The 25751-nt window shown below is 66.5% G+C and carries 24 protein-coding genes; 19 read left to right on the top strand and 5 right to left on the bottom strand.

Annotated features, from left to right (window positions below; all coding sequences use genetic code 11):
- Positions 1 to 20: 20 nt before the first annotated feature.
- Positions 21 to 578, bottom strand: coding sequence for an ATP-dependent protease subunit HslV (hslV, locus tag NDN16_RS20175; protein WP_251115263.1), 558 nt, complete (start codon positions 576 to 578; stop codon positions 21 to 23).
- A gap of 167 nt (positions 579 to 745) precedes the next feature.
- Between hslV and hisB the strand changes: the two genes are divergently transcribed.
- From hisB to NDN16_RS20135, 8 genes are read left to right on the top strand one after another with little or no spacing between them, the layout of a single operon-like run.
- Positions 746 to 1354, top strand: a complete 609-nt coding sequence (hisB, locus tag NDN16_RS20170) for an imidazoleglycerol-phosphate dehydratase HisB (RefSeq protein ID WP_251115252.1) — start codon at positions 746 to 748, stop codon at positions 1352 to 1354.
- A gap of 1 nt (position 1355) precedes the next feature.
- Complete coding sequence (locus tag NDN16_RS20165) at positions 1356 to 1805, top strand: DUF2628 domain-containing protein (protein WP_251115251.1); 450 nt, start codon at positions 1356 to 1358, stop codon at positions 1803 to 1805.
- Between the two features lie 7 nt (positions 1806 to 1812).
- On the top strand, positions 1813 to 2466 hold the full coding sequence (gene hisH, locus NDN16_RS20160; protein ID WP_251115250.1) for an imidazole glycerol phosphate synthase subunit HisH: 654 nt from the start codon (positions 1813 to 1815) through the stop codon (positions 2464 to 2466).
- A complete protein-coding gene (gene hisA, locus NDN16_RS20155) occupies positions 2467 to 3198 on the top strand; it encodes a 1-(5-phosphoribosyl)-5-[(5-phosphoribosylamino)methylideneamino]imidazole-4-carboxamide isomerase (RefSeq protein WP_251115249.1) in 732 nt (243 codons plus the stop codon).
- Between the two features lie 58 nt (positions 3199 to 3256).
- Positions 3257 to 4039 (top strand): imidazole glycerol phosphate synthase subunit HisF, encoded by a 783-nt coding sequence (gene hisF, locus NDN16_RS20150; protein ID WP_251115248.1) that lies wholly within the window; start codon positions 3257 to 3259, stop codon positions 4037 to 4039.
- Between the two features lie 4 nt (positions 4040 to 4043).
- The gene (locus NDN16_RS20145) at positions 4044 to 4373 is read left to right on the top strand and encodes a phosphoribosyl-ATP diphosphatase (RefSeq protein WP_251115247.1); all 330 of its coding nucleotides are present in this window, start codon (positions 4044 to 4046) and stop codon (positions 4371 to 4373) included.
- 2 nt (positions 4374 to 4375) lie between these two features.
- Entirely contained in the window at positions 4376 to 5332 is a 957-nt protein-coding gene (coaA, locus tag NDN16_RS20140) for a type I pantothenate kinase (protein WP_251115246.1), read from the top strand.
- A 3-nt stretch (positions 5333 to 5335) separates the two neighbouring features.
- Complete coding sequence (locus NDN16_RS20135) at positions 5336 to 5818, top strand: low molecular weight protein-tyrosine-phosphatase (RefSeq protein ID WP_251115245.1); 483 nt, start codon at positions 5336 to 5338, stop codon at positions 5816 to 5818.
- On the opposite strand, the gene NDN16_RS20130 is transcribed toward NDN16_RS20135, so the two are convergent.
- Positions 5815 to 6567 (bottom strand): helix-turn-helix transcriptional regulator, encoded by a 753-nt coding sequence (locus NDN16_RS20130; RefSeq protein WP_251115244.1) that lies wholly within the window; start codon positions 6565 to 6567, stop codon positions 5815 to 5817. The genes NDN16_RS20135 and NDN16_RS20130 overlap by 4 nt on opposite strands.
- A 211-nt stretch (positions 6568 to 6778) precedes the next feature.
- Between NDN16_RS20130 and hslU the strand changes: the two genes are divergently transcribed.
- The 3 genes from hslU to NDN16_RS20115 all read left to right on the top strand — a co-directional run bounded on the left by hslU (position 6779) and on the right by NDN16_RS20115 (position 10589).
- The gene (gene hslU / locus NDN16_RS20125) at positions 6779 to 8086 is read left to right on the top strand and encodes an ATP-dependent protease ATPase subunit HslU (protein ID WP_251115243.1); all 1308 of its coding nucleotides are present in this window, start codon (positions 6779 to 6781) and stop codon (positions 8084 to 8086) included.
- 139 nt (positions 8087 to 8225) lie between these two features.
- Positions 8226 to 9503 (top strand): PQQ-dependent sugar dehydrogenase, encoded by a 1278-nt coding sequence (locus tag NDN16_RS20120; protein ID WP_251115242.1) that lies wholly within the window; start codon positions 8226 to 8228, stop codon positions 9501 to 9503.
- 102 nt (positions 9504 to 9605) lie between these two features.
- Positions 9606 to 10589 carry a DUF1402 family protein gene (locus NDN16_RS20115; RefSeq protein ID WP_251115241.1) on the top strand — a complete coding sequence of 328 codons (984 nt, stop codon included), beginning with the start codon at positions 9606 to 9608 and terminating at the stop codon, positions 10587 to 10589.
- Positions 10590 to 10595: 6 nt separating this feature from the next.
- Here the strand turns inward: NDN16_RS20115 and tal are convergent, their stop codons facing one another.
- Entirely contained in the window at positions 10596 to 11552 is a 957-nt protein-coding gene (gene tal / locus NDN16_RS20110; protein WP_251115240.1) for a transaldolase, read from the bottom strand.
- 411 nt (positions 11553 to 11963) lie between these two features.
- On the opposite strand from tal, the gene bcsN reads away from it, so the two are divergent.
- From bcsN to NDN16_RS20085, 5 genes are read left to right on the top strand one after another with little or no spacing between them, the layout of a single operon-like run.
- The gene (bcsN, locus tag NDN16_RS20105; RefSeq protein ID WP_251115239.1) at positions 11964 to 12887 is read left to right on the top strand and encodes a cellulose biosynthesis protein BcsN; all 924 of its coding nucleotides are present in this window, start codon (positions 11964 to 11966) and stop codon (positions 12885 to 12887) included.
- A 34-nt stretch (positions 12888 to 12921) separates the two neighbouring features.
- On the top strand, positions 12922 to 15111 hold the full coding sequence (gene bcsA, locus NDN16_RS20100) for a UDP-forming cellulose synthase catalytic subunit (RefSeq protein ID WP_251115238.1): 2190 nt from the start codon (positions 12922 to 12924) through the stop codon (positions 15109 to 15111).
- Positions 15108 to 17459 (top strand): cellulose biosynthesis cyclic di-GMP-binding regulatory protein BcsB, encoded by a 2352-nt coding sequence (locus NDN16_RS20095; protein WP_251115237.1) that lies wholly within the window; start codon positions 15108 to 15110, stop codon positions 17457 to 17459. The genes bcsA and NDN16_RS20095 overlap by 4 nt, the downstream gene beginning before the upstream one ends.
- Positions 17459 to 18505, top strand: coding sequence for a glycosyl hydrolase family 8 (locus tag NDN16_RS20090; protein ID WP_251115236.1), 1047 nt, complete (start codon positions 17459 to 17461; stop codon positions 18503 to 18505). Before NDN16_RS20095 ends, NDN16_RS20090 begins: the two co-directional genes overlap by 1 nt.
- Entirely contained in the window at positions 18502 to 20772 is a 2271-nt protein-coding gene (locus tag NDN16_RS20085) for a tetratricopeptide repeat protein (RefSeq protein WP_251115235.1), read from the top strand. Before NDN16_RS20090 ends, NDN16_RS20085 begins: the two co-directional genes overlap by 4 nt.
- Before the next feature lie 33 nt (positions 20773 to 20805).
- On the opposite strand, the gene cls is transcribed toward NDN16_RS20085, so the two are convergent.
- The gene (cls, locus tag NDN16_RS20080; RefSeq protein ID WP_435301140.1) at positions 20806 to 22224 is read right to left on the bottom strand and encodes a cardiolipin synthase; all 1419 of its coding nucleotides are present in this window, start codon (positions 22222 to 22224) and stop codon (positions 20806 to 20808) included.
- Positions 22225 to 22330: 106 nt separating this feature from the next.
- On the opposite strand from cls, the gene cobF reads away from it, so the two are divergent.
- Positions 22331 to 23092: a precorrin-6A synthase (deacetylating) gene (gene cobF, locus NDN16_RS20075; protein WP_251115233.1), complete on the top strand. Its 762-nt coding sequence runs from the start codon at positions 22331 to 22333 to the stop codon at positions 23090 to 23092.
- Here cobF and NDN16_RS20070 read toward each other — a convergent pair.
- Positions 23081 to 23542 (bottom strand): MarR family winged helix-turn-helix transcriptional regulator, encoded by a 462-nt coding sequence (locus tag NDN16_RS20070; protein WP_251115232.1) that lies wholly within the window; start codon positions 23540 to 23542, stop codon positions 23081 to 23083. The genes cobF and NDN16_RS20070 overlap by 12 nt on opposite strands.
- Positions 23543 to 23628: 86 nt before the next feature.
- Here NDN16_RS20070 and cueR point away from each other — a divergent pair, with 86 nt between their 5' ends.
- A complete protein-coding gene (cueR, locus tag NDN16_RS20065) occupies positions 23629 to 24072 on the top strand; it encodes a Cu(I)-responsive transcriptional regulator (protein WP_251115231.1) in 444 nt (147 codons plus the stop codon).
- Positions 24073 to 24273: 201 nt separating this feature from the next.
- Complete coding sequence (locus NDN16_RS20060; RefSeq protein WP_251115230.1) at positions 24274 to 25749, top strand: TolC family protein; 1476 nt, start codon at positions 24274 to 24276, stop codon at positions 25747 to 25749.
- Positions 25750 to 25751: the final 2 nt, after the last annotated feature.

The following is a 25751-nucleotide window of genomic DNA, read 5'->3' as shown; positions in this document are numbered from 1 at the left end:
GGAAATCAGCCTTTTCTCTTTCAGGCCTCGTCGAGGCTTTCCAGCACGACATTGTCGTTGGTGTAGATGCAGATTTCGGCGGCGATGCGCATGGCGCGCCGGGCGATATCCTCTGCCGACAGATCCGTCTCGGCCAGCGCCCGGGCCGCGGCCAGCGCGTAGTTGCCGCCCGAGCCGATGGCGATGACGCCGCCTTCCGGCTCCAGCACGTCGCCATTGCCCGTCAGCGTCAGGGTGACACTCTTGTCGGCCACGATCATCATGGCCTCCAGGCGCCGCAGGTAGCGGTCCGTCCGCCAGTCCTTCGCCAGTTCCACGCAGGCGCGCATGAGCTGGTCGGGATACTGTTCCAGCTTGCCTTCCAACCGCTCCAGCAGCGTGAAGGCGTCCGCGGTGGCGCCGGCGAAGCCGGCGATCACCTGCCCGCCCTTGCCGATGCGCCGCACCTTGCGCGCATTGCCCTTCATGACCGTATTGCCCAGGGACACCTGCCCGTCGCCCGCCACGACCACCTTGCCGCCCTTGCGCACCGTCACGATCGTCGTGCCGTACATCTTGGCCGGATCGTGCTGTTCCATACTCATTATCGACGATTCCTTGTATCCTGCGCCGCCTGGGCGGCCCTTTGCCCGCTCATATGGGTGGCGGCGACGGCCCACGCAAACCGGCGCCCACGGCCGGGGTTTCCTCGCAGCCGAGTTTGCCCTACAGGATCGACCATCAACAGCGTAAGGGACAGGCGGTCATGGGCGACACGGCCGGGCGGCGCGATTCAGCGATCGAGCGCACGACGAAGGAAACGGCCATCCGCGTTCGGGTGGAGATCGACGGGCAGGGGCGCGCGGACGTCGCCACCGGCGTCGGCTTCTTCGATCACATGCTCGATCATCTCGCCCGCCATTCGCTGATGGACATAAGCGTGGCCGCCGAGGGCGACCTGCATGTCGACGATCACCATACCGTGGAGGACGTCGGCATCGCGCTCGGCCAGGCCCTGCGCAAGGCCATGGGAGAGCGGCGCGGCATCCGCCGCTATGCCTCGCTGGACCTTGCCATGGACGAATGCCTCACGCGCGCGGCGGTCGATGTTTCCGGTCGACCCTTCCTGGTGTTCCGTACGCGGTTCACGGCCGAGAAGATCGGCACCTTCGATACGCAGCTCGTTCGCGAGTTCTTCCAGGCGCTGGCGCAGAACGCCGGGCTGACGCTGCATATCGAGACGCTGTACGGCGACAATGCACATCACATCGCGGAAACCTGCTTCAAGGCGGTCGCCCGCGTGCTGGGTGATGCGCTGGCCATCGATCCGCGACAGGCCGACCTGATCCCCTCCACGAAGGGGGTCCTTGCCTGAGATGACGCGCTTCGTTGTCATGGATCCGCCGTCGCGCCTGCCTGCGGCCGAAGCCGTCTTCGTCCGCGACCGGTTCTCCTGGCTGGCCTTCCTTTTTCCGTTCGTCTGGCTGTTGTGGCATCGCCTGTGGCTGGCGACGGTCGGCTTCGTCGCAGCATCGGCAGCGGTGGCATTCGCCTTTCGCGCCGTCGGCTCCGGCCATGGGCAATTCGCCATCCTGGCGCTCTGCGCTCTCGTCGCGCTCGAGGGGCCGGCATGGCGCATCGCCAAGCTCAGGCGTCTCGGCTATACGGAAACCGCGATCCTGAACGCCGACGGGCTCGACGATGCGGAGCGGATCTACGCGGAAAACGCCGCGGATGCCGCGCCGGTCCGGCGCATGGCGCTGACGCCGGCCGGCCGACAGGCGTCGCGGGCGGTGCGCACGCTGCTCGACCCGATCGGAGGCTGAACCGGCCATGCAAACCGTCGCCATCATCGATTACGGGTCGGGCAACCTCCGATCGGCGGCCAAGGCCTTCGAGCGGGCCGCATCCGACAACGGCATCGACGCCCGGATCGTCCTGACCGACGAGCCGGAGCGCGTACGTGACGCCGACCGCATCGTGCTTCCCGGCGTCGGCGCCTATGCCGATTGCCGCGCCGGCCTCGACGCGGTGCCCGGCATGGTCGAGGCCCTGCGCGACGCGGTCGAGAGGAGCGGGAAGCCGTTCCTGGGCATCTGTGTCGGCATGCAGCTGATGTCGGAACGCGGCCTGGAAAAGACCATCACGCCGGGCCTCGGCTGGATCGCCGGCGATGTGGAGCCCATCGTGCCGGCCGATCCGACGCTGAAGATCCCGCAGATCGGCTGGAACACGATCGACGCGTCGTCCGTACACGCCCTCCTGGCCGGCATACCGACAGGGCCCGAAGGCCTGCACGCCTATTTCGTGCATTCCTATCACCTCGTCCCCGCCAGGCCTTCGCAGGTGGTTGCCACGGCCGATTATGGCGGCCCCGTCACGGCCATGGTGGCCGAAGGCAACAGGGCGGGAACGCAGTTCCATCCCGAAAAGAGCCAGGCCCTCGGCCTGGCGCTGATTGCCAATTTCCTGACCTGGAAGCCCTGAATGCCTCACCTTTTTCCGGCGATCGACCTGAAGGACGGACAGTGTGTGCGGCTGAAGCTCGGCCACATGGACGAGGCCACCGTCTATAACGACGATCCGGCCGCGCAGGCGTGCGCCTTCCGCGACCAGGGCTTCGCGCATCTCCATGTCGTGGACCTGAACGGCGCCTTCGAGGGGCGATCGGTCAATGGTGCGGCGGTGGACGCCATCCTGGCCGCCGTGGACGGCGACGTCCGGGTGCAGCTCGGAGGGGGCATCCGCAGCCTCGACGCCGTGGAAGGCTGGCTGGCGCGCGGCTTGTCGCGCGTCATTCTGGGCACCGTTGCGGTGCGCCGGCCGGACCTGGTGCGCGAAGCCGCAAGGCTGTTTCCGGGCCGCATCGCCGTCGGCATCGATGCCCGCGGCGGCAAGGTGGCGGTGGAGGGCTGGGCCGAGGCATCCGAGCTGGATGTGACGACATTGGCGCGCGCCTTCGAGGATGCCGGCGTATCGGCCATCATCTACACCGACATCGACCGAGACGGCATCCTGGCCGGCATCAACTGGCCGGCCACGATCGAACTCGCCAATACGGTGCGCATCCCCGTCATCGCCTCCGGGGGCCTCGCCTCGATGGCCGATATCGAGCGCCTTGCCGCGCCGGACGCCGCCGTTCTGGAGGGAGCCATCTCGGGCCGGGCGTTGTATGACGGGCGTATCGACGTTGCCGAGGCCCTGCGCATCTTGCGGTGAACCGGCCGGAGGGCGCATAAGCGGCCGGACGGAGACCAGAAAGCGGAACCCACGCCACGTGAGCCTGAAAAGCCGGATCATCCCCTGCCTCGACGTCAAGGACGGCCGCGTCGTCAAGGGCGTCAATTTCATCGACCTCGTCGATGCGGGCGATCCGGTCGAGGCCGCGCGCGCCTATGACGCCGCCGGGGCGGACGAGCTCTGCTTCCTCGACATCACCGCCTCTTCGGATGGCCGCGACACGCTTTACGATGTGGTGGCGCGCACCGCCGAGGCCTGCTTCATGCCGGTGACGGTGGGCGGCGGCGTGCGCGAGGTGGCCGATATCCGCCGCCTGCTGCTGGCCGGCGCCGACAAGGTGTCCATCAACACGGCGGCGGTGAAGCGGCCCGAATTCGTGGCCGAGGCAGCCGACAAGTTCGGCAACCAGTGCATCGTCGTCGCCATCGACGCCAAGCGCGTATCGGTTGGCGGCGAGGCACCACGCTGGGAAATCTTTACACATGGCGGACGCGAGCGTACCGGCATCGACGCGGTGGACTTCGCGCGGCGCGTCACCGCGCTCGGCGCCGGAGAGCTGCTTTTGACCTCGATGGATAGGGACGGCACCAAGGCCGGCTTCGACATCGACCTCACCCGCGCCGTAGCGGATGCGGTGAGCGTGCCGGTGATCGCTTCCGGCGGGGTCGGCACGCTGGACCATCTGGTGGACGGCATCCGCGAGGGGCATGCGACGGCGGTGCTTGCGGCCTCGATCTTCCACTTCGGCACCTATACGATCGGCCAGGCAAAGCGCCATATGGCGGCGGCCGGCCTGTCGATGCGCCTGGACGGACACTGAGACGATGACGACGGATTTCACGCTGCGCGACCTCGAGGCGCGCGTCCGCGAGCGGGCATCGAGCGCCGACCCCTCTTCCTACACCGCCAGGCTTGCGGCGCGGGGCATGCCGAAGGTGGCGCAGAAGCTCGGCGAAGAGGCGGTCGAAACGGTCATCGCGGCGCTCGGGGAAGGCGACGAGGCGCTGACGGGCGAGGCCGCCGACCTCCTCTATCACCTCATGGTGCTGCTGCATCTGCGCGGTATCCCGCTGGCGGCCGTCGAGGCCGAGCTGGCCCGCCGCACGGCCCAAACCGGGCTGGAAGAAAAGGCCGCGCGCGGGGCCGCGACCTGACCATGGACCAGATGTCGCCGTCGGGCCTGTCTCCCTATCGCTTCTATTCGGCCCAGGAATGGGGTGGGTTCCGCGCCGACGAGCGGCTGACGCTGACCGCCGAGGAGGTGAACCGGCTGCGCTCGATGGGCGATGCGGTCGATCTCGACGAAGTAGCCCGCATCTACCTGCCGATCTCGCGCCTGCTATCCTCGCATGTCGAGGCGATGCAACTCCTGTTCCGCGAACGGCAGCGCTTCCTGCGCCGCCCGGAGCTGCGCAAGACCCCGTTCATCATCGGGATCGCAGGGTCCGTGTCGGTGGGCAAGTCGACCACGGCGCGTATCCTGAAGGAATTGCTGGCCCGCTGGCCGAGTTCGCCGAAGGTGGACCTGATAACCACCGACGGTTTCCTCTACCCGAATGCGGTGCTGGAGGCCGAGGGCCTCATGCAGCGCAAGGGCTTTCCGGAGAGCTACGATGTCGGCGCCATCCTGCGCTTCCTGTCGGACATCAAGGCCGGTGCGCCGGAAGTGCGGGCGCCCGTCTATTCGCATTTCCACTACGACGTGATGAAGGGCGAAACGATCACGGTCGACCGACCGGACATCCTGATCTTCGAGGGGCTGAACGTCCTCCAGGTGCGCGAGATGCCGAAGGACGGCAAGGCAGTGCCCTTCGTCTCCGATTTCTTCGACCATTCCATCTACATCGACGCCGACGAGGCGGACCTCCGCCGCTGGTACATCTCGCGCTTCATGAAGCTGCGGGAGACGGCGTTCCGGCAGGAGGGCTCGTTCTTCCATCGCTATTCCAAGGTCTCGGATGCCGAGGCCCTGGCGATCGCCGAAGGACTGTGGAGCAACATCAACGCGCGCAATCTCTATGAAAATATCCTGCCGACACGCCCGCGCGCGGACCTGATCCTGCGCAAGGGCGGGCTGCATCGCGTCGAGCAGGTGGCCTTGCGGAAGATCTGATCCATGAAACGCCCGTCCGTCCTGTTCGTCTGCCTCGGCAATATCTGCCGCTCGCCCCTGGCCGAGTTCGCCTTCCGCGCGGCGGCGGCGCGCGAAGGACTCGATGTCGACGTCGAATCCGCCGGCACCGGCACCTACCATCTCGGCTACGCGCCCGACCCGCGCGCCCAGGCCGTGGCGCGCAAGGTCGGGCTGGACATGTCGGCAAAACGGGCGCGCCGCGTCACGCCGGACGATTTCCGCCGCTTCACTCACGTCGTGGCGCTGGACGAAGACAATCTGGTCGACCTGGAGCAGATGCGGCCTTCGGACGCGACGGCTGAGCTTTCGATGCTGCTCGACCATGTTCCCGGGCGCCACGGCGAGCCGGTGGCGGACCCGTATTACGGCGACGCCGACGGCTTCGACACCACCTGGAACGACGTGACGGCCGGCGCGGAGGCGATCGTCGAACTCCTGCGGAAAAGCCGCGGGACGGGACGTTAGCTGAGGTAACCGAGCTGCGCGGCCATGGCCACCGCATGGGTGCGGTTGGCGGCGTTCATCTTGCGGGTCGCCGATGCCAGGTGCTGCGACACCGTATGCTCCGAGACGCCGAGGCTGTGTCCGATCTCGGACGAAGTCTTGCCCAGCATGGCGAGCCGCAGGCAATCCATTTCGCGATGCGACAGCGGGTTGTTGGAGCGGTTCTCCTCCAGCCGGCAGGCCGACAGGATGCCGAACAGGGTGAACGTCAGGCAATGCAGCCCGGTGCGCGCCGCCTCGTCCGGAACGGGGTGCGTGCCGCCGAAGACGCCGGCGCCCTGCAATCCGCCGGGGCCGTGGACGGGCAGGAACAAGCCATGCACGTGCCCGCACGAGAGGAGGAAGCTGACCGTCTCGTCGGCCGGCTCGCCGCTGCCGGGCGTGTAGCCGAAGAGACTTTCGATATCCCATACGAAAGGCGACGGATCGGCCCTCAGGGCACGCATGACCGGGGAATAGCGGCCGAGGCCGAGCCGTTCGAAGCCGTCGCGGAACGGATCGCTCCAATTGCTGGCTACGGCCCGCAATTCGCCCTGCCCCGTTTCCGTGCCGTGGAAGACGGACAGGGCGCCATGGGTGAACCCGTAGGCATGGCATAGCCGACCGAGCACGCGCGACACGTCGGCGGCAGCCCATGGCCGCGGCATGTCCAGCATGTCGCACAGCGCATGGCTCGCTGCGGTTGACGCCCTGCCTTCGTCGAACGGCATGCCAGTTCCCTTTTTTCCCCAGTGTCTGACCTTAGGCGCGATCGGCTGCCGAATGAATCGGCATCGCATCGTCCGCCTGCTCATACCCAGCTTTTTGAGGCCATTTTGGGTGGGGGCCGGGCCCGCCATTGGCAAAATACGGTTCGTGTCCCCATCTGTCGTCGGGACAGGCCCGGCCGGGCCATCTCATTTTCCGGACAAGCGAAAGATCATGACCGACTTTTCACCCCGCGAGATCGTCTCCGAACTCGACCGCCACATCATCGGCCAGAACGACGCCAAGCGCGCCGTTGCCGTTGCGTTGCGCAATCGCTGGCGCAGGCAGCAGCTCGAAGGCTCGCTCCGCGAAGAGGTGATGCCGAAGAACATCCTGATGATCGGCCCCACCGGCGTCGGCAAGACGGAGATTTCGCGGCGCCTGGCCCGTCTGGCCGGCGCGCCCTTCATCAAGGTGGAAGCGACCAAGTTTACCGAGGTCGGCTATGTCGGCCGCGACGTCGAGCAGATCGTCCGCGACCTTGTCGAGATCGGCATCGTGCTCGTGCGCGACCGGAAGCGCGAGGAGGTGCGCGCCAAAGCCCATCGCGGCGCCGAGGAGCGCGTCCTCGATGCGCTGGTGGGCAAGACCGCCTCGCCGGCCACCCGCGACAGCTTCCGCAAGCGGTTGCGCGCCGGCGAGCTCGATGACAAGGAAATCGACGTCGAGGTGGCCGATACGTCCAACCCGATGGGCGGCATGGACATCCCCGGCATGCCGGGCGCCAACATCGGCGTGCTGAACCTGTCCGAGATGTTCGGCAAGGCCATGGGCAACCGCACCAAGCAGATGCACACGACCGTGCGCCAGAGCTACGACCTTCTGATCAACGAGGAATCCGACAAGCTGCTCGACAATGAAGCGCTGGTGGCCGACGCCATCGCCGCCGTCGAAAACAACGGCATCGTCTTCCTGGACGAGATCGACAAGGTGGCCAACCGGCAGGACGGCATGGGCGGCGGCGTCAGCCGGGAAGGCGTGCAGCGCGACCTCCTGCCGCTGGTGGAGGGCACGACGGTCGCCACCAAGCACGGGCCGGTGAAGACGGATCATATCCTGTTCATCGCCTCGGGCGCATTCCACGTGGCCAAGCCGTCCGACCTCCTTCCCGAGCTGCAGGGCCGTCTTCCGATCCGCGTCGAGTTGCAGGCGCTCACCAAGGACGATTTCCGCCGTATCCTGACCGAGACGGAAGCTTCGCTGATCAAGCAGTATGTGGCCTTGCTCAAGACGGAGAATGTCGATCTCGAGATCACCGACGACGCGATCGACGCCCTGGCCGATATCGCCGTGAGCTTGAATGCGAGCGTCGAGAACATCGGTGCGCGGCGCCTGCAGACGGTGATGGAGCGCGTGCTGGACGAGATCTCCTTCGACGCCCCGGACCGCGGCGGGGAGCGCCATCTCGTGGATGCCGCCTATGTCCACAAGGCGCTCGACGGCATCGCGGGCAATACGGATCTGTCGCGCTTCATCCTTTGACCTGTCGGTCGGGTATGGCCGCAACTCACGAATGAGTGTGCACGACGTGTAGGCGATATGGGCGGTGCTCGGGAAACGGAGTGCCGCCTTTCTCATTAGGTCATTCGAGCACAATCACTTATCGAACAACGGGACTCCTATGACGCGATTCACGACACTTCTGGCTTCGACCGCGCTTCTGACGGGCGCGGCCTTCGCCCAGACGAACGATTCCGGCCTGGGCCACGTCGAAGGGCAGGCGCCGGCCACCGGCGAAACCGCAGCGGCCGGCGCGCCTGTCGAGACGAACCCGCCCAACGCCCCGGACCAGCAGCCCGCCAGCACCGACCAGACGCGGGCTCCGCAGCCCGGCGCGACGCCGGAGATCGTCACCGAGGTCGTCGCCGAAGGCCTGCCGCATCTTTGGGCCATGGAATTCCTGCCCGATGGCCGCATGCTCGTTTCCGCCAAGGACGGCCAGATGATGATCGTGACGTCCGAAGGCGAGGCGGGCGAGGCGATCGCCGGCGTACCCGAGGTGTCTTCGGCAGGCCAGGGCGGCCTTCTCGACATCGTGCTGAGCCCGCAATTCTCCAGCGACCAGACCATCTATTTCTCCTTTTCGGAACCGCGCGACGGCGGCAACGGCACCAGCGTCGCCAAGGCGCGCCTGGTGGAGGACGGCGATACGGCCAGCCTCGAGGATGTCGAGGTGATCTTCCAGCAGATGCCCACCTATGACGGCGACAAGCATTTCGGCTCGCGCCTCGTCTTCGCGCCGGACGGCAACCTGTTCGTCACCGTGGGCGAGCGGTCCGACCCGGAGCCCCGCGTACAGGCGCAGGACCTCTCCAGCGGCCTCGGCAAGGTGTTCCGCATCACCCCCGACGGCGCGGCAGCGGAAGGCAACCCCTTCGCCGGGCAGGCGGATGCATTGCCGGAGATCTGGTCCTATGGCCATCGCAACCTGCAATCGGCCGCACTGGACCAGGAAGGCAATCTCTGGACCGTCGAGCACGGGCCGAAGGGCGGCGACGAACTGAACATGCCCGAAGCTGGGCTGAACTACGGTTGGCCCGTCATAACCTATGGCGTGGAGTATTCCGGCGCTGAAGTCGGAGAAGGCCAGACCGCCGCCGATGGCATGGAGCAACCCGTCTATTACTGGGATCCCGTCATCGGGCCGTCGGGCATGGCCCTGTATGAAGGCGACGCCATTCCCGAATGGGACGGCGCGATGCTGATCGGTGGTCTCGTCTCGCAAGGCGTGGTGGTGCTGCATCTGGAGAATGGCCGCGTCGCGTCCGAAGAACGCGTACCGCTGGATGCGCGCATCCGCGACGTGCGCGTCGGGCCGGACGGCGCCGTCTATGCCGTCACGGAGGTGCGCGGCGGTGGCGACAGCAGCATCATCCGCCTCAGCAAGGCGGCAGACTAACCTTCCGATTGTACCAACCGGGGGTGCGTGCTATTCAGCGCGCACCCTTTTTGTTGCGCGCCGCAGACCGGCTCGCCTGCAATCTTCCGGATAATGTCAGCGATGGTTCGGTTCACGCGTCGGCTTCCCGGCATGCTTTCCCTTTGCCTTGCCGTTATGGTCGGCCTTTCCGCAGGCGCCGCGAAGGCGCAGGATCTGGTGCCGCCCGGCAACCGCAACGCCAGCCAACCGGCCGTGCCCGGCGGCTCCCACAGCCGAACGCGGCAGTTGCGCACGACCTTCGATACCAAGTACCAGCGCATCTACGATCTTCTCAGGCACGACAAGGACCTGCGCACGAAGATCGTCGCCGTATCGCGGCGCTACTCCATCGACCCGGTCCATATCGCCGGTGCGCTGGTGGGCGAACATACCTACAATGTCGATGCGCTGGATCGCCTGCAGACCTATTACGTCAAGGCGACATCCTACCTCCAGTCCGGGCTGACCTTCGCCTACAAGGGCGAAAAGCTGACGGACTTCCTGTCACGCGAGCAATTTCGCGCCTGCGACGCGTCGCGCAGCGACGAGGCCCTGTGGAATTGCCGGGAAACCGTGTTCGAGGCCAATTTCCGCGGCCGGACGGTGGATGGGCGCAGCTACCCGAACCAGCGGTTCGGCACCACCTTCTTCCAGCCCTATTATGCCGGGCAGACTTTTGGCCTGGGTCAGCTCAACCCGCTGACCGCATTGTCGGTTTCCGATGTGGTCCACCGCGTGTCGGGCTATCCCGAGCTCGATCCGGCCGATGCCGCCGGGGTCTATGCCGCCATCATGGATCCGGACAAGACGCTCGCCTACATGGCGGCCGTCATTCGATCGTCCATCACGGCGTATCGCAGCATCGCCGGCTTCGATATCTCGAAGAATCCGGGCATCGTCGCGACGCTCTACAACCTCGGAAACCCCGTGGCCCGCGCCTCGACACTGGCGCGCGACAACCGGCAGAGGGCCGCCTCGCGGCAGCCGAAGCGGCTGCCGCAGGAAAATTACTACGGGTGGCTCGTCAACGACAAGGAAGACGAGCTACGCGCGCTCTTCCGCTGACGACCATCAGCCGAGGCGCTCGGCAACGAGCCGACGCAGGTTGGCAAGGTCGCCCGCGAAAGAGCGGATACCTTCGGAAAGCTTTTCCGTGGCCATCGCATCCTCGTTCATCGCCCAGCGGAACGCCTTCTCGTCGAAGGAGCGGCGTTCGGGCACCGCGCCGCCGACATCGGGCGACAATTTACGCTCCAGCGTGCCTTCGTCCTTGTCCAGCTCGTCCAGGAGGGCCGGCGAAATGGTCAGGCGGTCGCAGCCGGCCAGGGCCTCGACCTCTCCGGCCGATCGGAACGAAGCCCCCATCACCACCGTCTTGATGCCGTGCGCCTTGAAGTAACGATAGATGCTGCGCACCGATTGCACGCCCGGATCCTCTTCCGGCGTGAAGGTCTTGCCGCTCTGCTTGACGTGCCAGTCCAGGATGCGGCCGACGAAGGGCGAGATCAGGAAAACGCCCGCATCGGCGCATGCGATGGCCTGCGCCTCGTTGAAGATCAGCGTCAGATTGCAGTCGATTCCTTCGCGCTGCAGAATTTCCGCCGCGCGGATCCCTTCCCAGGTCGCCGCCAGCTTGATCAGGATGCGCTCTCGGCCGACGCCGCGCTCCTGGTAGGCGTCGATGATCTGCCGCGCCTTGGCGACCGACCCTTCCGTGTCGAAGGACAGATCCGCATCCACCTCGGTGGATACCCGCCCCGGCACCAGTTCGGTCAGCGCCGCGCCGACCGAGACGGCCAGCCTGTCGGCCACGACGACGACGCGCTCGTCTGCGCCCAGCGATTGCTGGCGCCCCCAGGCCACCGCCTCGTCGAGCTTCTCGGCGAACATCGGCAGCGCCACGGCCTTCAGCACGAGGGTCGGGTTGGTGGTGCAGTCAACGGGTTTGAGGCGTCGGACGGCTTCGATGTCGCCCGTGTCGGCCACGACCACCGTCATGTCCCGCAATTGTTGCAGCTTGCTCGTCATTGCCTTTCGAACCTCGTTTCTTGCGATTCGACGGGGGCCGTACGGGCCCCGGATCATCGGATATCTGCCCTACTACATAATCATCGCCGCGCTTGGAAACACCGATTGGACGCACGCAAGGGCACGATGCGTAAAATTTGTACGTGGCTGCGTAGACACAACCACTGGTATTTTTCCTGTGCACAATCGCGGCAACTGGACGTCACGACTCCGAAACGGAATAAATACTCTCGTTCGCATCCGGCCTACCGCCTTTTCCGTATGTCCGAAAGGGGTAGCGGCGGCAGGTTGCGATATGCCGGCAGCCATCTCCCATGGTTCCGGCACTATCGACAGGAGTGTTTCAGCCTCGTGCCCATGCCGCGCTCACCGAGTTCCCTTTTGCGCTTTTCATGCATGGCGGTGGCGGGCATGCTGCTTGCGGGTTGCATGACGGGCCAACCCGACCTGTCATCGAGCTACCGTTACGTGCCGCCGGAGGGCGCCTTCGTCCTGCCGCCGCCGGGGGGGCCGTCCGTCGTCAGCGTCATCGAGCGGCGTTACACGGACGCCACCGAGCAGCGCATCGTGCTCGGGACGCAGGGCGGCCAGAGCGGCGAAAACTACCTTCTGGTTCAGTTCTTCGGTCCGGTCGGCAATTCCGGTCCCGGCATGGGAGACAGCCCGCTGAACGACCGGCCGCTGCGTGCATCCGAAGTGGCCAAGGAAATCGCCGCCGCCATGCCCGGCGTGCCCATGCGCCAGTCGCCCAGCTATGTCCAGAACCGCTACGGCACATTTTCCTATGCGGTGGGGCGTGCCGGCAGCGGCGACATATGCCTCTACGCCTGGCAGCGCATCGTCGGCATGGACAACGCGACGCTGATCCTGCGTGCGCGCGGCACGATCCAGCTGCGCATGCGGCTTTGCGCGCCGAACCAGAGCGAAGAGCAGCTTCTGCTCACCATGTACGGCTTCTCCATCAACGCCTTTTTCGACAACTACCAGTGGAACCCCTACGGGGAGCCACCGGGTCCGTCGGAAACGCTCGGCCGCCCGGGCGATCCCATCTATCCCGTCGCGGCCGGCGGTTTCGAGCCGGTGCTGTCCGATCCGGAGCCCGCCCCGGCGGCGCTCCCGCCGGCGCGCCGGGCGGCTCCGGCACGCGCGGCGGCGCAGCAGCCCGCACCAGTGGCGTCGGCACCGCTGCCCGCACCGGTCGGCACTCCCGTTCCGCCGCCTCCGCCGGCTGCGCAGACCCCGTCCGCGCCGGCGGCCCCGCCGCCCTCCAGCGACAGGCCCTCGACGCCGCTCTGCATGCCGCACGAAAGCGGGGAGGGCGTCGTATGCCGATAGAGCGCAAGCGCCAGGGCTCCACGGGAGGCGTCGAATGACGGCCGGCACATTCCTGCTCTGGGCCCTCACCGCCGCGTTGTCGATTTCGCTGATCACGCTTCCGGTCAGCGTCGAGACGCAGCTTATCTCGGTGGCGCTGATCCTTGTCGCGATGGCCGTCATCAAGGCGCTCAAGCTCTCCGGCAACTGGCGGCTGGTCGCGCTGGCGCTCGGCACCGCCGTCGTGCTGCGGTATGTCTACTGGCGGACGACGAGCACGCTGCCACCCATCAACCAGCCCGAGAATTTCGTGCCGGGGCTGATGGTCTACCTGGCCGAGATGTACAGCGTGTTCATGCTGTTCCTCAGCCTGTTCGTGGTGGCCTCGCCCATACCACCGAGGCCGCCCCGTCCGGCCGAGAAGCCCGAGGACCTGCCCTTCGTCGACGTCTTCGTACCCACCTACAACGAAGATGCGGGACTTCTCGCCAATACGCTGGCCGCGTGCCTGGCGATGGACTATCCGGCAGACAAGCTCAAGGTCTGGCTGCTGGATGACGGCGGCACGGTGCAGAAGCGCAATGCGGACGACCCGGAGTCGGCCCAGGGCGCCGAGCGGCGGTACAAGGAGTTGCAGGCCCTCTGCGCATCGCTGGGCGCCATCTACCTCACGCGCGAGCGCAACGAGCATGCCAAGGCCGGCAACCTCAACAACGGCATGGCCTTCTCGACCGGCGAACTCATCGTGGTCTTCGATGCCGACCATGCCCCGGCGCGCGACTTCCTGCGCGAGACGGTCGGCTATTTCCGCGAGGATCCGAAGCTCTTCCTGGTCCAGACGCCGCATTTCTTCCTGAACCCCGACCCCGTGGAAAGGAACCTGCGTACCTTCACCCATATGCCGTCCGAGAACGAGATGTTCTACGGCATCATCCAGCGCGGCCTGGACAAGTGGAACGCGGCCTTCTTCTGCGGCTCGGCCGCCGTGCTCAACCGCAAGGCGCTGGAGACCACCGGCGGCTTTTCCGGCGTCAGCATCACCGAGGACTGCGAAACCGCGATCGAACTTCATTCGCGCGGGTGGAACAGCGTCTATGTGGACAAGCCGCTGATCGCCGGACTGCAACCGGCAACCTTCGCCAGCTTCATCGGTCAGCGCTCCCGCTGGGCCCAGGGCATGATGCAGATCCTGCGCTATCGCTTCCCGCCTCTGAAGCGCGGCCTCTCCCTGCCGCAGCGCCTCTGCTACATGTCGTCCACCTTGTTCTGGCTGTTTCCGTTCCCGCGCGCGATGTTCCTCGTCGCGCCGCTGTTCTACCTGTTCCTCGATCTCGAGATCTTCACGGCGTCCGGCGGCGAGTTCCTGGCCTATACGCTGACCTACATGGCCGTGAACCTGATGATGCAGAACTACATGTACGGCTATTTCCGCTGGCCGTGGATTTCCGAGCTGTACGAATATGTGCAGACGGTGCACCTGCTGCCGGCCGTCATCTCCGTGATGCTGAACCCTAGCAAGCCGACCTTCAAGGTGACGGCCAAGGACGAGTCCATCTCCGAAAGCCGATTGTCGGAGATCGCCCTGCCCTTCTTCGTCATCTTTTTCGTGCTGCTGGCGGCCGTCGGCGTCACCATATGGCGCATCTATACCGAACCCTACCGCGCCGACCTGACTTTGGTGGTGGGTGGATGGAACCTGCTGAACCTTCTGATCGCCGGATGTGCGCTCGGTGTCGTTTCGGAGCGCTCGTCCAAGCGCCAGACGCAGCGTGTGCGCATCAAGCGCCGCTGCGAGATCGAGGTCGACGGACAGATCCTGCCGGGCACCATCGAGGACGTGTCCGTGTCTGGCGCCCGCATTCGCGTCTTCGGCACCTTGCCGGCCAATCTCGGACAGCATGCCGACGCGATCCTGCGGTTCAAGCCCAGCCGCCCGCTGCGCGGCGACGCCCTCGCCATCGACATCCGCAATGTCGAACGCGTCGGCAACGGCGCTGCGATCGGCTGCCAGTTCGCACCGGCGACGGCCTTGCAGTACAGCCTCATATCCGATCTCGTCTTCGCCAATTCCGACCAGTGGTCGTCCATCCAGCAGTCCCGCCGCAAGAACCCGGGCGTGATTCGCGGCACGCTGTATTTCATACGGATCGCCTTCTTCCAGACGCAGCGCGGCCTGTTCTACCTGTTCCGGCAGCGGTTCGGGCGGGCGGAAAAGCCCGCCGCCATCCAGGCGCCGGCGCAATGAGGGGCCGTCTCGCAGCCCTTCTCGTCGCGCTCGCATGCGCGCTGTCCGGCGCCGGCCATGCCATGGCCCAGTCCAGTCCCTTCGACATGTCCGGCGAGCGGCCGGAGGAAGTCGCCCCCGTACCCCAGCAGCCTGTCGCCGCGCCGCCGCCTGTCCAGGCGGAAACGCCAAGCCCACGGCAGCCGTCCGCCCCGCTCGAGGAAGCCCGGCCGTACCAGCGGTTCGTCGCGCCGTTCGAGCGCCTGACGCTGGCCGGCGAAACGGCGCGGCGCGCGTGGTCCATCTACCTGACGCCGGAAGAGGCCGCAGCGGGCAACCGCCTGAGCATCGGCTACCAGAATGCCATCTTCGTCGCTCCGGAGGCTTCGCGGCTGCGTGTCAGCATCAACGGCGCGATGCTGGTGGACGAGGCCATCGCCTCTCCCGACTCCGTCACCGACCTTGCATCGGACATCGCGCCCGGGCTTCTCAAGCCGGGCTACAACCTGATCCAGTTCGAAGCCTCGATGCGGCACCGGACGGATTGCAGCATCTCGTCCACCTACGACCTGTGGACGGAGATCGCCACGGCACGCACGTTCCTGCAGTTTTCCGATCCGGATGCCGGGCAGATGCGCCGGCTCGAGGATATCCGGGCCCTCGGCGTCGACGCCACCGGTTCCACCCGCTTCACCATCGTGGTTCCGACGGCCGAGATCGCCGCGGCCGCGGAGCCTCTGGTCCAGTTGTCGCAGGGCCTCTCGCTGATGGCCTCGATGCCGAACCAATCGGTGCGGGTTGTCCCGGAGCTGCCGACGTCGATGGAGCCGGGAGAAGCCGTGATCCTGCTCGGTCCGGCCAACGCCCTCCGTCGTATCCTGCCGCAACTTCCCGACCAGGCCGGCAGCGCGGCCACCCTCGATTTCCTTCCCGGCATCGTCGAGGGCGGAACGGTCATGCTGGTCACCGGCGCCGGATGGTCCGACGTCAACGCCGCCATCCGCCAGATCACCGCCCCGTCGGAGCGCTCCGTCGCGGTCGCCCGCACCGTTCTGTCCTACAATGGCTGGATCTACCCGGACGCCCCGTTCGTGCAGGGCAATTCCAGCATCAGCCTGGCGACGCTCGGCGTTCCGACGTCGGAGTTCTCCGGTCGACGCTTCAATACCGAATTCAACATCGGCATCCCCTCCGACTTCTATGCCGAAGCCTATGGCGAGGCCCGGCTGGTGCTGGATGCGGCCTACTCGCGCGATATCCTGCCCGGCAGCCATCTGGACATCTACGTCAACGGCAATATCGCGACCACCGTCCCACTGGGCGCGGGCAGCGGCGCGATCCTGCGGCAGGTGCCCGTCAACGTGACGATGCGGCACTTCCGGCCGGGCCTGAACCGCGTGGGGATCGAAGTCGTGCTTCTGACCGAGGGCGACGCCGTCTGCGCTCCGGGCGCAAGCGCCGGCAACGACGTCCGCTTCGCGCTCTTCGACACCTCGACCTTCGATATCCCCAACTTCGCGCGGATCGGCACTCGCCCCAACCTGTCTGCACTGGCGGGTACCGGCTTTCCGTACAACCGGCTGGCCGAACCCATTCCCGTCGTCCTGGATCGCGGCAGCCGCGACACGCTGGCGGCGGCGGCGACGCTGATATCCCGCCTGGCCCTGGCGGCCGGCCGCGTGATCGAGATCGATACGACGATTCCCATCACCTCCCTGTCCAGCCGCAACGCCCTGTTCGTCAATACGCTGCCGCAAGTACCCGTCGGCGTCCTTGCGGCGGTCGGCATCGCCGAGCAGGCGCGCGTCAGCGGCGGCGACACGACCGGCCAGTCGGCCGCTTCGGCCGGAACCGTCGCGGCCATGAACCGCTGGAGCAGCGAAGTCGGCACCAACTGGCTGCACCCCGTGGAACGCTTGCGCGAATGGCTGTCGGAGACGTTCGACCTGTCCTTCGACGCGCTGCGGCTGCTGCCCGCCGATACCGCGCCTTACATGCCCGCACCGGGCGTATCCTTCATGCTGGCGCAGGGCGTGAGCCCAGGCGGCGACGCGGCCTGGACGCTGGCGACCGCCGCCACCGACGCGGACATGGCGACCGGCATGGACCGGCTGGTGCGGTCCGACGGATGGTCGGAGCTGGCCGGGCGCCTCGTAAACTACACCGCCTCGACCGACAGCTTCGCGAACGTCCCCGTGTCCAATGTCGAGTTCTTCCAGACGCAGCCGCTGTCCTACGCCAATCTGCGCCTTGTGGCCGCGAACGCCCTGTCGGAGAATATCCTTCTGTATGCCGCGATGCTTGTTCTGTTCTCCATCATCCTCGGCGTCACGACGACGTGGCTGACCAAACGCCTGGGGCGCCACTGATGATCCGACGCCTGACCGCCCTCCTCTCCTGTGCCCTCGCCATGCTGTCGCTGACCGGTCCCGCCGCTGCCGCCTCCGTCGATTCGGCCGACTGGAGGGCTTATGCGGACGCCTTCGTGGAGCCGAATGGTCGTGTCGTGGATACGGCCAACGGCCGCATCAGCCACAGCGAAGGCCAGGGCTACGGCATGCTGCTGGCGTTCCTGGCGGACGACAGGGGAGATTTCGAACGGATCTGGTCCTTCACCCGGACGGAATTGCTGCTGCGCGACGACGGGCTGGCCATGTGGCGCTGGGACCCGGCATCGACGCCACGCGTCACCGACCCCAACAATGCCAGCGACGGCGACATCCTCATCGCCTATGCGCTCGGCCTCGCGGGCCAGGCCTGGCAGCGCCCGGACCTGACCAATGCGGGCGCGGCGCTGGCCACCTCCATCGGGGACAAGGTCGTGGTCCAGCATGGCGGCGCGCCGATCCTTCTGCCGGGCGTGGAAGGCTATGGCCGCGACGCGCGCGACGACGGGCCCGTCGTCAACCTGTCCTACTGGATATTCGAGGCTTTCCCGGTGCTCCGGCAACTGGCCCCCGATACCGACTGGGAAGCCCTTTCGCAAAACGGCATCGCGCTGACGCGGCGCGCCCTGGGGCCGGAACGGCCGCTGCCGCCCGAATGGCTATCGGTGCAGACGGTGCCGCGGCCGGCCAAGGGTTTCAAGGACGAGTTCGGCTATAACGCGATCCGCATACCGCTCTATCTGATCCGGGGCGAGGTCGCGGAGCCGGAGCTCATCCGCAGCATGATATCCGCGATGGCGCCGGACGGCACGGCAGTCAACCTGACAGACCTGAACAACGGCCAGGTCACCGAGCGGCTGACCGACCCGGGCTACCGCATCCTGCCGGCGCTCGCCGCCTGCGCGCTGGACGGAACCGCCATTCCGGCAGAGCTGCGCCGGTTCCAGCCCACGCTCTATTATCCGTCGACGCTGCACCTCCTGTCCCTCGCCTATGTGGCCGAGCGCCATCCGGAGTGCCTGTCATGAACAATATGGGCCTCTTCAGCGCAGGTGCGGGGCTGATCGCCCTGCTGGGCATATCCGGGCCGCTGTCGCCCTTCGCGTCCGATGGGCCACGGGCGCCCGACAGCCGCCTTCTGGCGCAGGCCACGCCGGAACAGCCATCCCCCCGGCCGCCGGCGCCACCGGCAGCGCAGCCGGCGCCGGCGCCGGCGGCCTCCCCGGTTCCGGCTTCATCAGGCGTGCCGGAAGTGGACGAAACGGCGTTGCGCTATTTCGCACGGCAGGGCGACACGCGCCGGCTGGAAGCCGAGATCGCCCGCCTGCGATCGCTCTACCCCGACTGGACGCCGCCCGCCGACCCGCTGGCCGTCGAGGATGCCGGCGATCCGGAGCTGGACAGGATGTGGCAGCTCTACGCACAGGGCCAGTATCCCCAGGTCCGCGAGGCGATCGCGCAGCGCCAGGCGCGCGAGCCGGCATGGCAGGTGCCCGCCGACCTTCTGGACCGGCTTGCGCTGGCCGAGGCGCGACAGCAGATCATCAACGCGTCCGACCTCAAGCAATTCGAAACGGTGGTCCGGCTCGGAGCCGACAATCCCAGCCTCCTGACCTGCAGCGACGTCGACGTCCTGTGGCGGGTAGCGGCCGCCTTCGCGCAGACGGATCGTCCGGCCCGCGCCACGGACGCCTACCGCTACATCCTCACCAACTGCAACGACGCCAACGAGCGTCTCGCAACGGTGCAGATGGCGCTTCCGCTGCTTCCGAGAAGCGATCTGGACCAGTTGCTGGCGCTCGAGCGGACCGGCCAGAACGGTGTGGGCGAGTTCCAGCCGGTGCGCGTGGACATCGCACGCCAGGCCGTTGCCGATGGCGGCGCCAACCCGGACGAGACCGTGGCGCAGCCCGACCTGCGATTGGTGGAGGACGCCGCGCGCGCCTCCGACACGGCCGGCGATCCGCTCCTTCTTGGCTGGTACTACGTCCAGCGTCAGGCCTATGACGACGCCCGCCGCTGGTTTTCCATGGCGGCGGAACGCGAGCCGACCGCAGAGGCGGCGCGCGGACTGGCCCTTTCCCTGATCGGACTGCGCCAGTTTGCGCAAGCCGAAACCGCGATGCGGCCTTACAGCAGCGAATCCACCCAGTCCCGGTCGGTTTATCTAGCGGCCGCAGCCAATCTTCTGGCGATCGAGCCGCCCGTCAGCCTGCCCCCTGAGGTTCTCGGCCGGATCGTGCAGGAGGTGGCGACGGGGCGCGATGCCGCAACCGCCGAGCAGCTCGGCTGGTATTCCTATGCGCTCAACCAGTTTCAGACCGCGGGACAATGGTTCACGACAAGTCTGGAGTGGCGGCCCGACGGAGAACTTGCGGCATTCGGCCTGGCGCTGACGCGCCAGCGGCTCGGCGATGCGGCGGGCCTCCGCGCGATCCAGCAGCAATGGGCCGGCCGTTCCGAGCGCATCGCCAATATCGGACGGGACTGGCGCGGCGCGACGCCGCAGGCGGCGACGGCTGCTCCGGTCCAGGTGCAGGCGATCCCGCCCGTGCCGCAACAGCCGGTCGCGCCGGCGCAGCCGCCCGCCCAGCCCACCGCCATGTATCCTCCGGCCCAACCGCAGCAGGCACAACCCGTGCCTCAGGCGATGGCGTATGCAGAGCCGGCGCCGATGGCGCAGCCGGCGCCGCCCATCCAGCAGCCGGCGCCCGCCGCGCAACGGGCCCCCGCCCCCCGCGTCGCAGCATCCGGCGGCGGAAGCGGAGGAGGCACCACGGGGTGCCGGGGCTTCGTCCCGCCACAAACCCTGTCGGCGCAGGCCGCCTTGAATCGCGCCTGGTGCCTGATGGAGCTGAACCGACCCATGGAGGCCGCGCCGGCCTTCGAGGTCGGCCTTCAGACGACCAATCCGACGACCCGGCAGGACGCCGCCTACGGCTTGGCGCTGGCCTATCTTCGGCAAAACCTGGTGGACAAGGCGGCCGTCGCCGCCACCATGGCGCCGCAGCCGCGCGCCCGCAGGATCGAGCTGGAGAGTTCCATCCTGTCGCAGCGCGCAACCAGTAATTTCGATGCCGGCCGGCCGGTCGAAACCATCATGACGCTGGACCAGAGGGCACGGCTCGTACCCGAGCAGCTCGACCTGATGGTCCTGCGTGGCTATTCCTACATGCAGCTACGCCGTTATCGCGATGCGGAGCGGGTGTTCAAGGCCGTGGCGGCCACCGGCAACCGCGAAGGGATCAGGGGGCTTGCCGCGGTTCGCGAGGCCATGCGTCCGACCAGCCGCTGAAGCGCTGGAGCGTTTCCGGCTCATATGGAACCTTCATAGCAGCGGGCTGATGAGGCGCGCCCAGTTCTCCATGAGCTTCTGGCTCAAGGGCCGCTCCTGCCAGGTTTTCGGATCGACCTTGTCGGAGGCGTGGATGTAGCCATCCTGGATGCCTTCCAGTGCGGCCACCTCGACCGCGTCGTACAGCAGGATGCTGACCTCCGCGTTGAGCTGGAACGAGCGGATGTCGACATTGCTGGATCCGACGATGGCCACGCGACCGTCGATGCTGACATGCTTGGCATGCAGCAGGAAGCGCCTGTAGCGGTGGATTTCCACTCCGATATGCAGGAGCTCGTCGTAATAGGAACGCTGGGCCAGGCTGACGAGGAGCTGGTCGGCCACCAGCGACACGATGAGATGGACCTCCACCCCGCGCAGCACGGCCGTTCGCAACGCGTTGAGAAGTGCGGCATCGGGAATGAGATATGGCGTGGTGACGATGACGCGCGAGCGCGCCGCGTTGATCTGCGACACGAGCAGCGTCTCGAATCCCTCCACCGGATAGTCCGCACCCGAAGGGAGCACCTGCGCGACCATCCCGTCGTCGCCCTCCTTCGGCAACGGCGGATCGCTCAGCAGTTCCTCGGTTTCCAGGAACCAGTCGCTCTGGAAGATCGAGCCCATGGCCGCGACGGCGGGCCCCTCGATCCGCACGACCAGTTCCTTGTTGACGATACCGGGCCTGAAATCCTTGGCCACGATGTTCTGCGAACCAGCATAGCCGATACGGCCGTCGACCAGATAGAGCTTGCGGTGATTGCGCATGTCGCCGCGCGTCCGATCCCGAAGAAAGCGCAGCGGCAGAGCCTGGCGCGCGTCGACGCCGCCGTTCCGAAGCAGGCGAAGGGTCCGCTTCATCCACCGGCGCGAACCCAGCGCGTCGATCAGCACGCGCACCGTCACGCCCCGGTGCACCGCCCGCAGCAACGCATCGATGACCAGGCGTCCGGTCTCGTCGTCCGCGAAGATGTAGACGAGGATATGCACCTGGTGCTTCGCCGCATCGATATCGGCGACGAGACGCCCGATCGTACGGTCGTAATCGTCCAGCCATTCGAGCCGGTTGCCGGCCACCGGCGGATAGGCCCCGACCCGGTTCGCCAGCGCCGACAATTCCGTTTCGCGTCGGGACAAGTCCGGCAGGGCCCGGTGCCGCATCGCCTCCATGATACGGTCGCGCGCCGGTGCGAAGCTGGCGAAACGGGCCGCACGCCAGGGAGGGAAGCGCGGCCGCCCGATAAGCAGAAACAGGATCAGGCCCGGTATCGGCAGGAAGAACACCAGCAGCAGCCAGCTTCGGGCGGCATCCGGGGTGCGTCGCAACGGCGCCACCCCCAGCATCACGAGACGGACGATCCATTCCGCCAGAAGATAGGCCGTTCCCAGATTGATGAGGCTGTCCAACGCCACGCGACTCCCTGTCGATCGAGCGATAACGGTGGACGGTCGCAAACTCGTTGTCCATCCTGTGCGCCCCAGCCTATCCTGATTGCACAGAGGCAGGGTTCGGACAGGCATGCGGCATATCCACATCATCGGCATCGGTGCGGGCAAACCCGATCACCTGACCATGGAGGCCGTCTCCGCGATCGCCGCCAGCGACGTCTTCTTCCTGTTCGACAAGGGGGAGGACAAATCGCAGTTGACCGACCTTCGCCGCCATCTGATCGAGCGACACAAGGCCGGCGCGCCCTATCGCCTCGTCTGGGGCGAGAGCCCGCAATGGGCCAGCCGCGAAAGCGGCTACGGCGCCGTGGTCGACGATCTCAACACGCGCAAGCGACTGTTGACCGGAGCGCTGGTCGATGCCGAGGTCAAGGACGGGCAGTCCGGCGCCATCCTGGTCTGGGGCGATCCGGCGCTCTACGATTCCACGCTCCGCATCATGCAGGCGGTTTGCCAGGGCCGCGACGATGTCGATTATTCCGTCATTCCGGGCATCAGCAGCCTGCAGGCACTCGCGGCCCGGCATCGCATTCCGCTCAACGCCATCGGCGGTGCGGTGACGATCACGCCGGGGCGCGGGCTTGCCGCGTTGATGTCACGGCGCCCGGAAACGGTCGCGGTGATGCTCGACAGCCGGGACGCCTTCCAGGAGGCGTGCGGTGCAGGATACGTCATCCACTATGGCGCCTATGTGAGCCTGCCGCAGGAGCAGTTGTTCGCAGGCCCGCTCGACGCGCTGGCCGGCACGATCTCGGCCTATCGCCGGGAGGCGCGGGCAAGGCACGGCTGGATCATGGATTCCTATATCCTCAGCCGGCCGCTAACCGCTTAAGGCTGCAAGGCCGGCGCGCAGATCGTCCAGTTTCCCGGGTCCGAGTTGCTGCTCCAGGCGTTCGTGCGCTTCGCGCCATAGCGGCACGGCCTCCGCCAGAAGGTGCTGCCCAGCGGCGGTCAGCAGCAGGCGGCGGCTCCGCTTGTCGCCGGGGTCCACCAGCACCTCCACGAGCCCGCGCCGCTGCAGGGGCTTCAGGGCCGCCGTCAGCGTGGTCCTGTCCATCGCCAGCAGGGCGGCGACCGAACCCATGCCCGGCGCCTCGGGCCTGTTCAACGACATCAGCAGGGAAAACTGGCCATTGGTCAGGCCGTGCGGCGCCAGGATCGCATCGAAACGACGCGCAAGGGCCCGCGCCGCCCGCTGCACATGCAGGCAGATGCACGTATCGCGGACCAGCAGTGTGGTCGCATAGGAAACAGGTCTGTCGTCGTCCTTGGAAATCGTCATGAATTCAATATGTTGATATCAAGTATTTTGCGCAAGCCTTCTGCAGTGCACACATTGTGGACGAATCGAGAAACGGAACCGACACCATGAATATCGGGCAGGCTGCAGCCGCATCGGGCGTATCGGCAAAGATGATCCGCTACTACGAATCGACGGGCCTCGTCGGCCCGGCCGGACGAAGCGGCAGCGGCTACCGCATTTATGGTGCCGACGACGTTCACCGGCTCGGATTCATTCGCCGCGCCCGCAATCTGGGCTTCACCATCGAGCAGATCGGCGAGCTGCTGTCGCTCTGGCAGGACAAGAGCCGACCGAGCCGGGACGTCAAACGCATTGCCGAGGCACACCTGGATCATCTGCGGGACAAGATCCGGGAGATCCAGGCCATGGTGGACACGCTGGAAGCCCTTGCCGACGGCTGCTGCGGAGACGACAGGCCCGACTGCCCCATCCTGAAGGACCTGGAAGCGACAAATGGTCGCATATCCGACCTCGCCCCGCCGCAGATGCACCGCCTCAACAGCATCTGAGGTTTGGAGATCGATTTCGTATCTCAATCACTATTACCTATAGCGTTTACAAGTCATCGATTGCATGTTTGAGTGCCGACAATGGGCTCGGCATTTGGACCGTGCGCCCATGCGGCAGCAGGGACCGGCATCGCAATGCGCCAATTTATTAATATATATGTATTAGGATATTTTTATTCTCGACTGGAACAGTAGGTCCGAATGCGCAGCGATTTCAGATATGGGCTCGCCATCAGCGCCGCCCTCCTGCAGGGTCTCGCCGGTTGCACGGTCTCGGATGGCCCCCAGGCCGGCAAGGGCGTCGCCTTCCTGTCCGACCTCATCAGGCACGACCCGGCGCAAGGCGCGACGGACGGCCCTGCGTCATCGACGCCGGCCGGTTCAACCGCCGAAAAGCCCGGCGCTGCGCCGACGGTCTCTTCCCTCCCGGCCACGGCGTTGGTCACGCCGCTTCGCGGCAACGGCTACGGCATCGCCGACCTTGTGGCTCGCGCCCAACGGGACAGTCCGTCGTTGCGCATCAAGGCCAGCAAGATCCAGAGCGCGCAGAACCAGGTCAACGTCGCGAAACTCCAGTTCCTGGCGACTCCGAGCGTCTCGGTCGAAGACGCGGTCAGCCAGAACGACCCGTACCTTCATGGCGACAGTACCGTAACGGTGCTGCGCGTGCAGCAGCCGCTGTGGACGGCCGGCCGGCTGACCTCGACCCTGCGCCGCGCAAAGGCGGGCGTGGAGGTATCCGAGGCGGATCTCGATCATGAGCGGCAGGGCGTCGCTCTCAGCATCCTCGAAAAATACGGCCAATGGCTGTCTTCGCGCCTGAAGCGCGAGGCGATGCAGGATGGCGAAAAGCTTTACACGAGTCTCGGCCAGCTGATCGACCGGCGAATCGATGCGGGGGCATCGGCGGAGAGCGACATGCTGATGCTGCAGAGCAGGGTGGACCAGCTGCGCGTCAGCATAAACCAGATGCAGACCAACGAGGAGACGTCCATCGCGGCGCTGAGCCAGCTGATCGGCGGACCTCTCGCCGCCAGCGAACTCGCTCAGGAGTTGACCGGCCCGCCCGTCGATCCGTCCCGGGGGCCGCAATTGATCGAACAGGCGCGGGAACGCAGCCCCTTGCTCCGGCGTCTGGGCGCCGAGGTCAAGGTTGCCGATCAGTCGGTCGTGCGGGCGCGCTCCAGCCTGTCGCCGGAAATCTACGTGCGAGCACAGCGCCAGTACGGGCGCCAGGACATCAAGGTCGACGAACCGGTCGACAGCGTCTTCGTGGGGGTGCAGAGCCAGTTCGGCGCCGGATTCTCGAATGTCCTGGATATCCAGAACGCCCGCTACGATCGCGATGTGGCCAAGCTGGCCATCCGCTCCGGCGAGTTGTCGCTGGTCGAGCAGATGTCATCCGACCTCGCCGTCGCCGGCTCTATCGACGAACGCATCCGCAATCTGGAAAACGCCGTCCAATCCACCAGCATGACCAAGGAATCCTGGGACCGACAGTTCGTCGCCGGACGCAAGACATGGCTCGACGTCATGAACGCAGCGCGCGAGCACATGGACATGAAGGTCCAGCTGGCCGAGGCGCGGGCGACCGCCGTCATCGTGAAATGGCGACTGCACATCCTTGCCGAAGGCGTCTCACCCTCCGCTCCGAACACGAAAGGGCAACGCAGTTGAGC

This window comes from Aureimonas altamirensis (assembly GCF_023702225.1).
Lineage (GTDB): Bacteria > Pseudomonadota > Alphaproteobacteria > Rhizobiales > Rhizobiaceae > Aureimonas > Aureimonas altamirensis_B.
The sequence above is the reverse complement of the archived record's forward strand: the minus strand, read 5'-3'. Positions and strand labels throughout refer to the sequence as shown.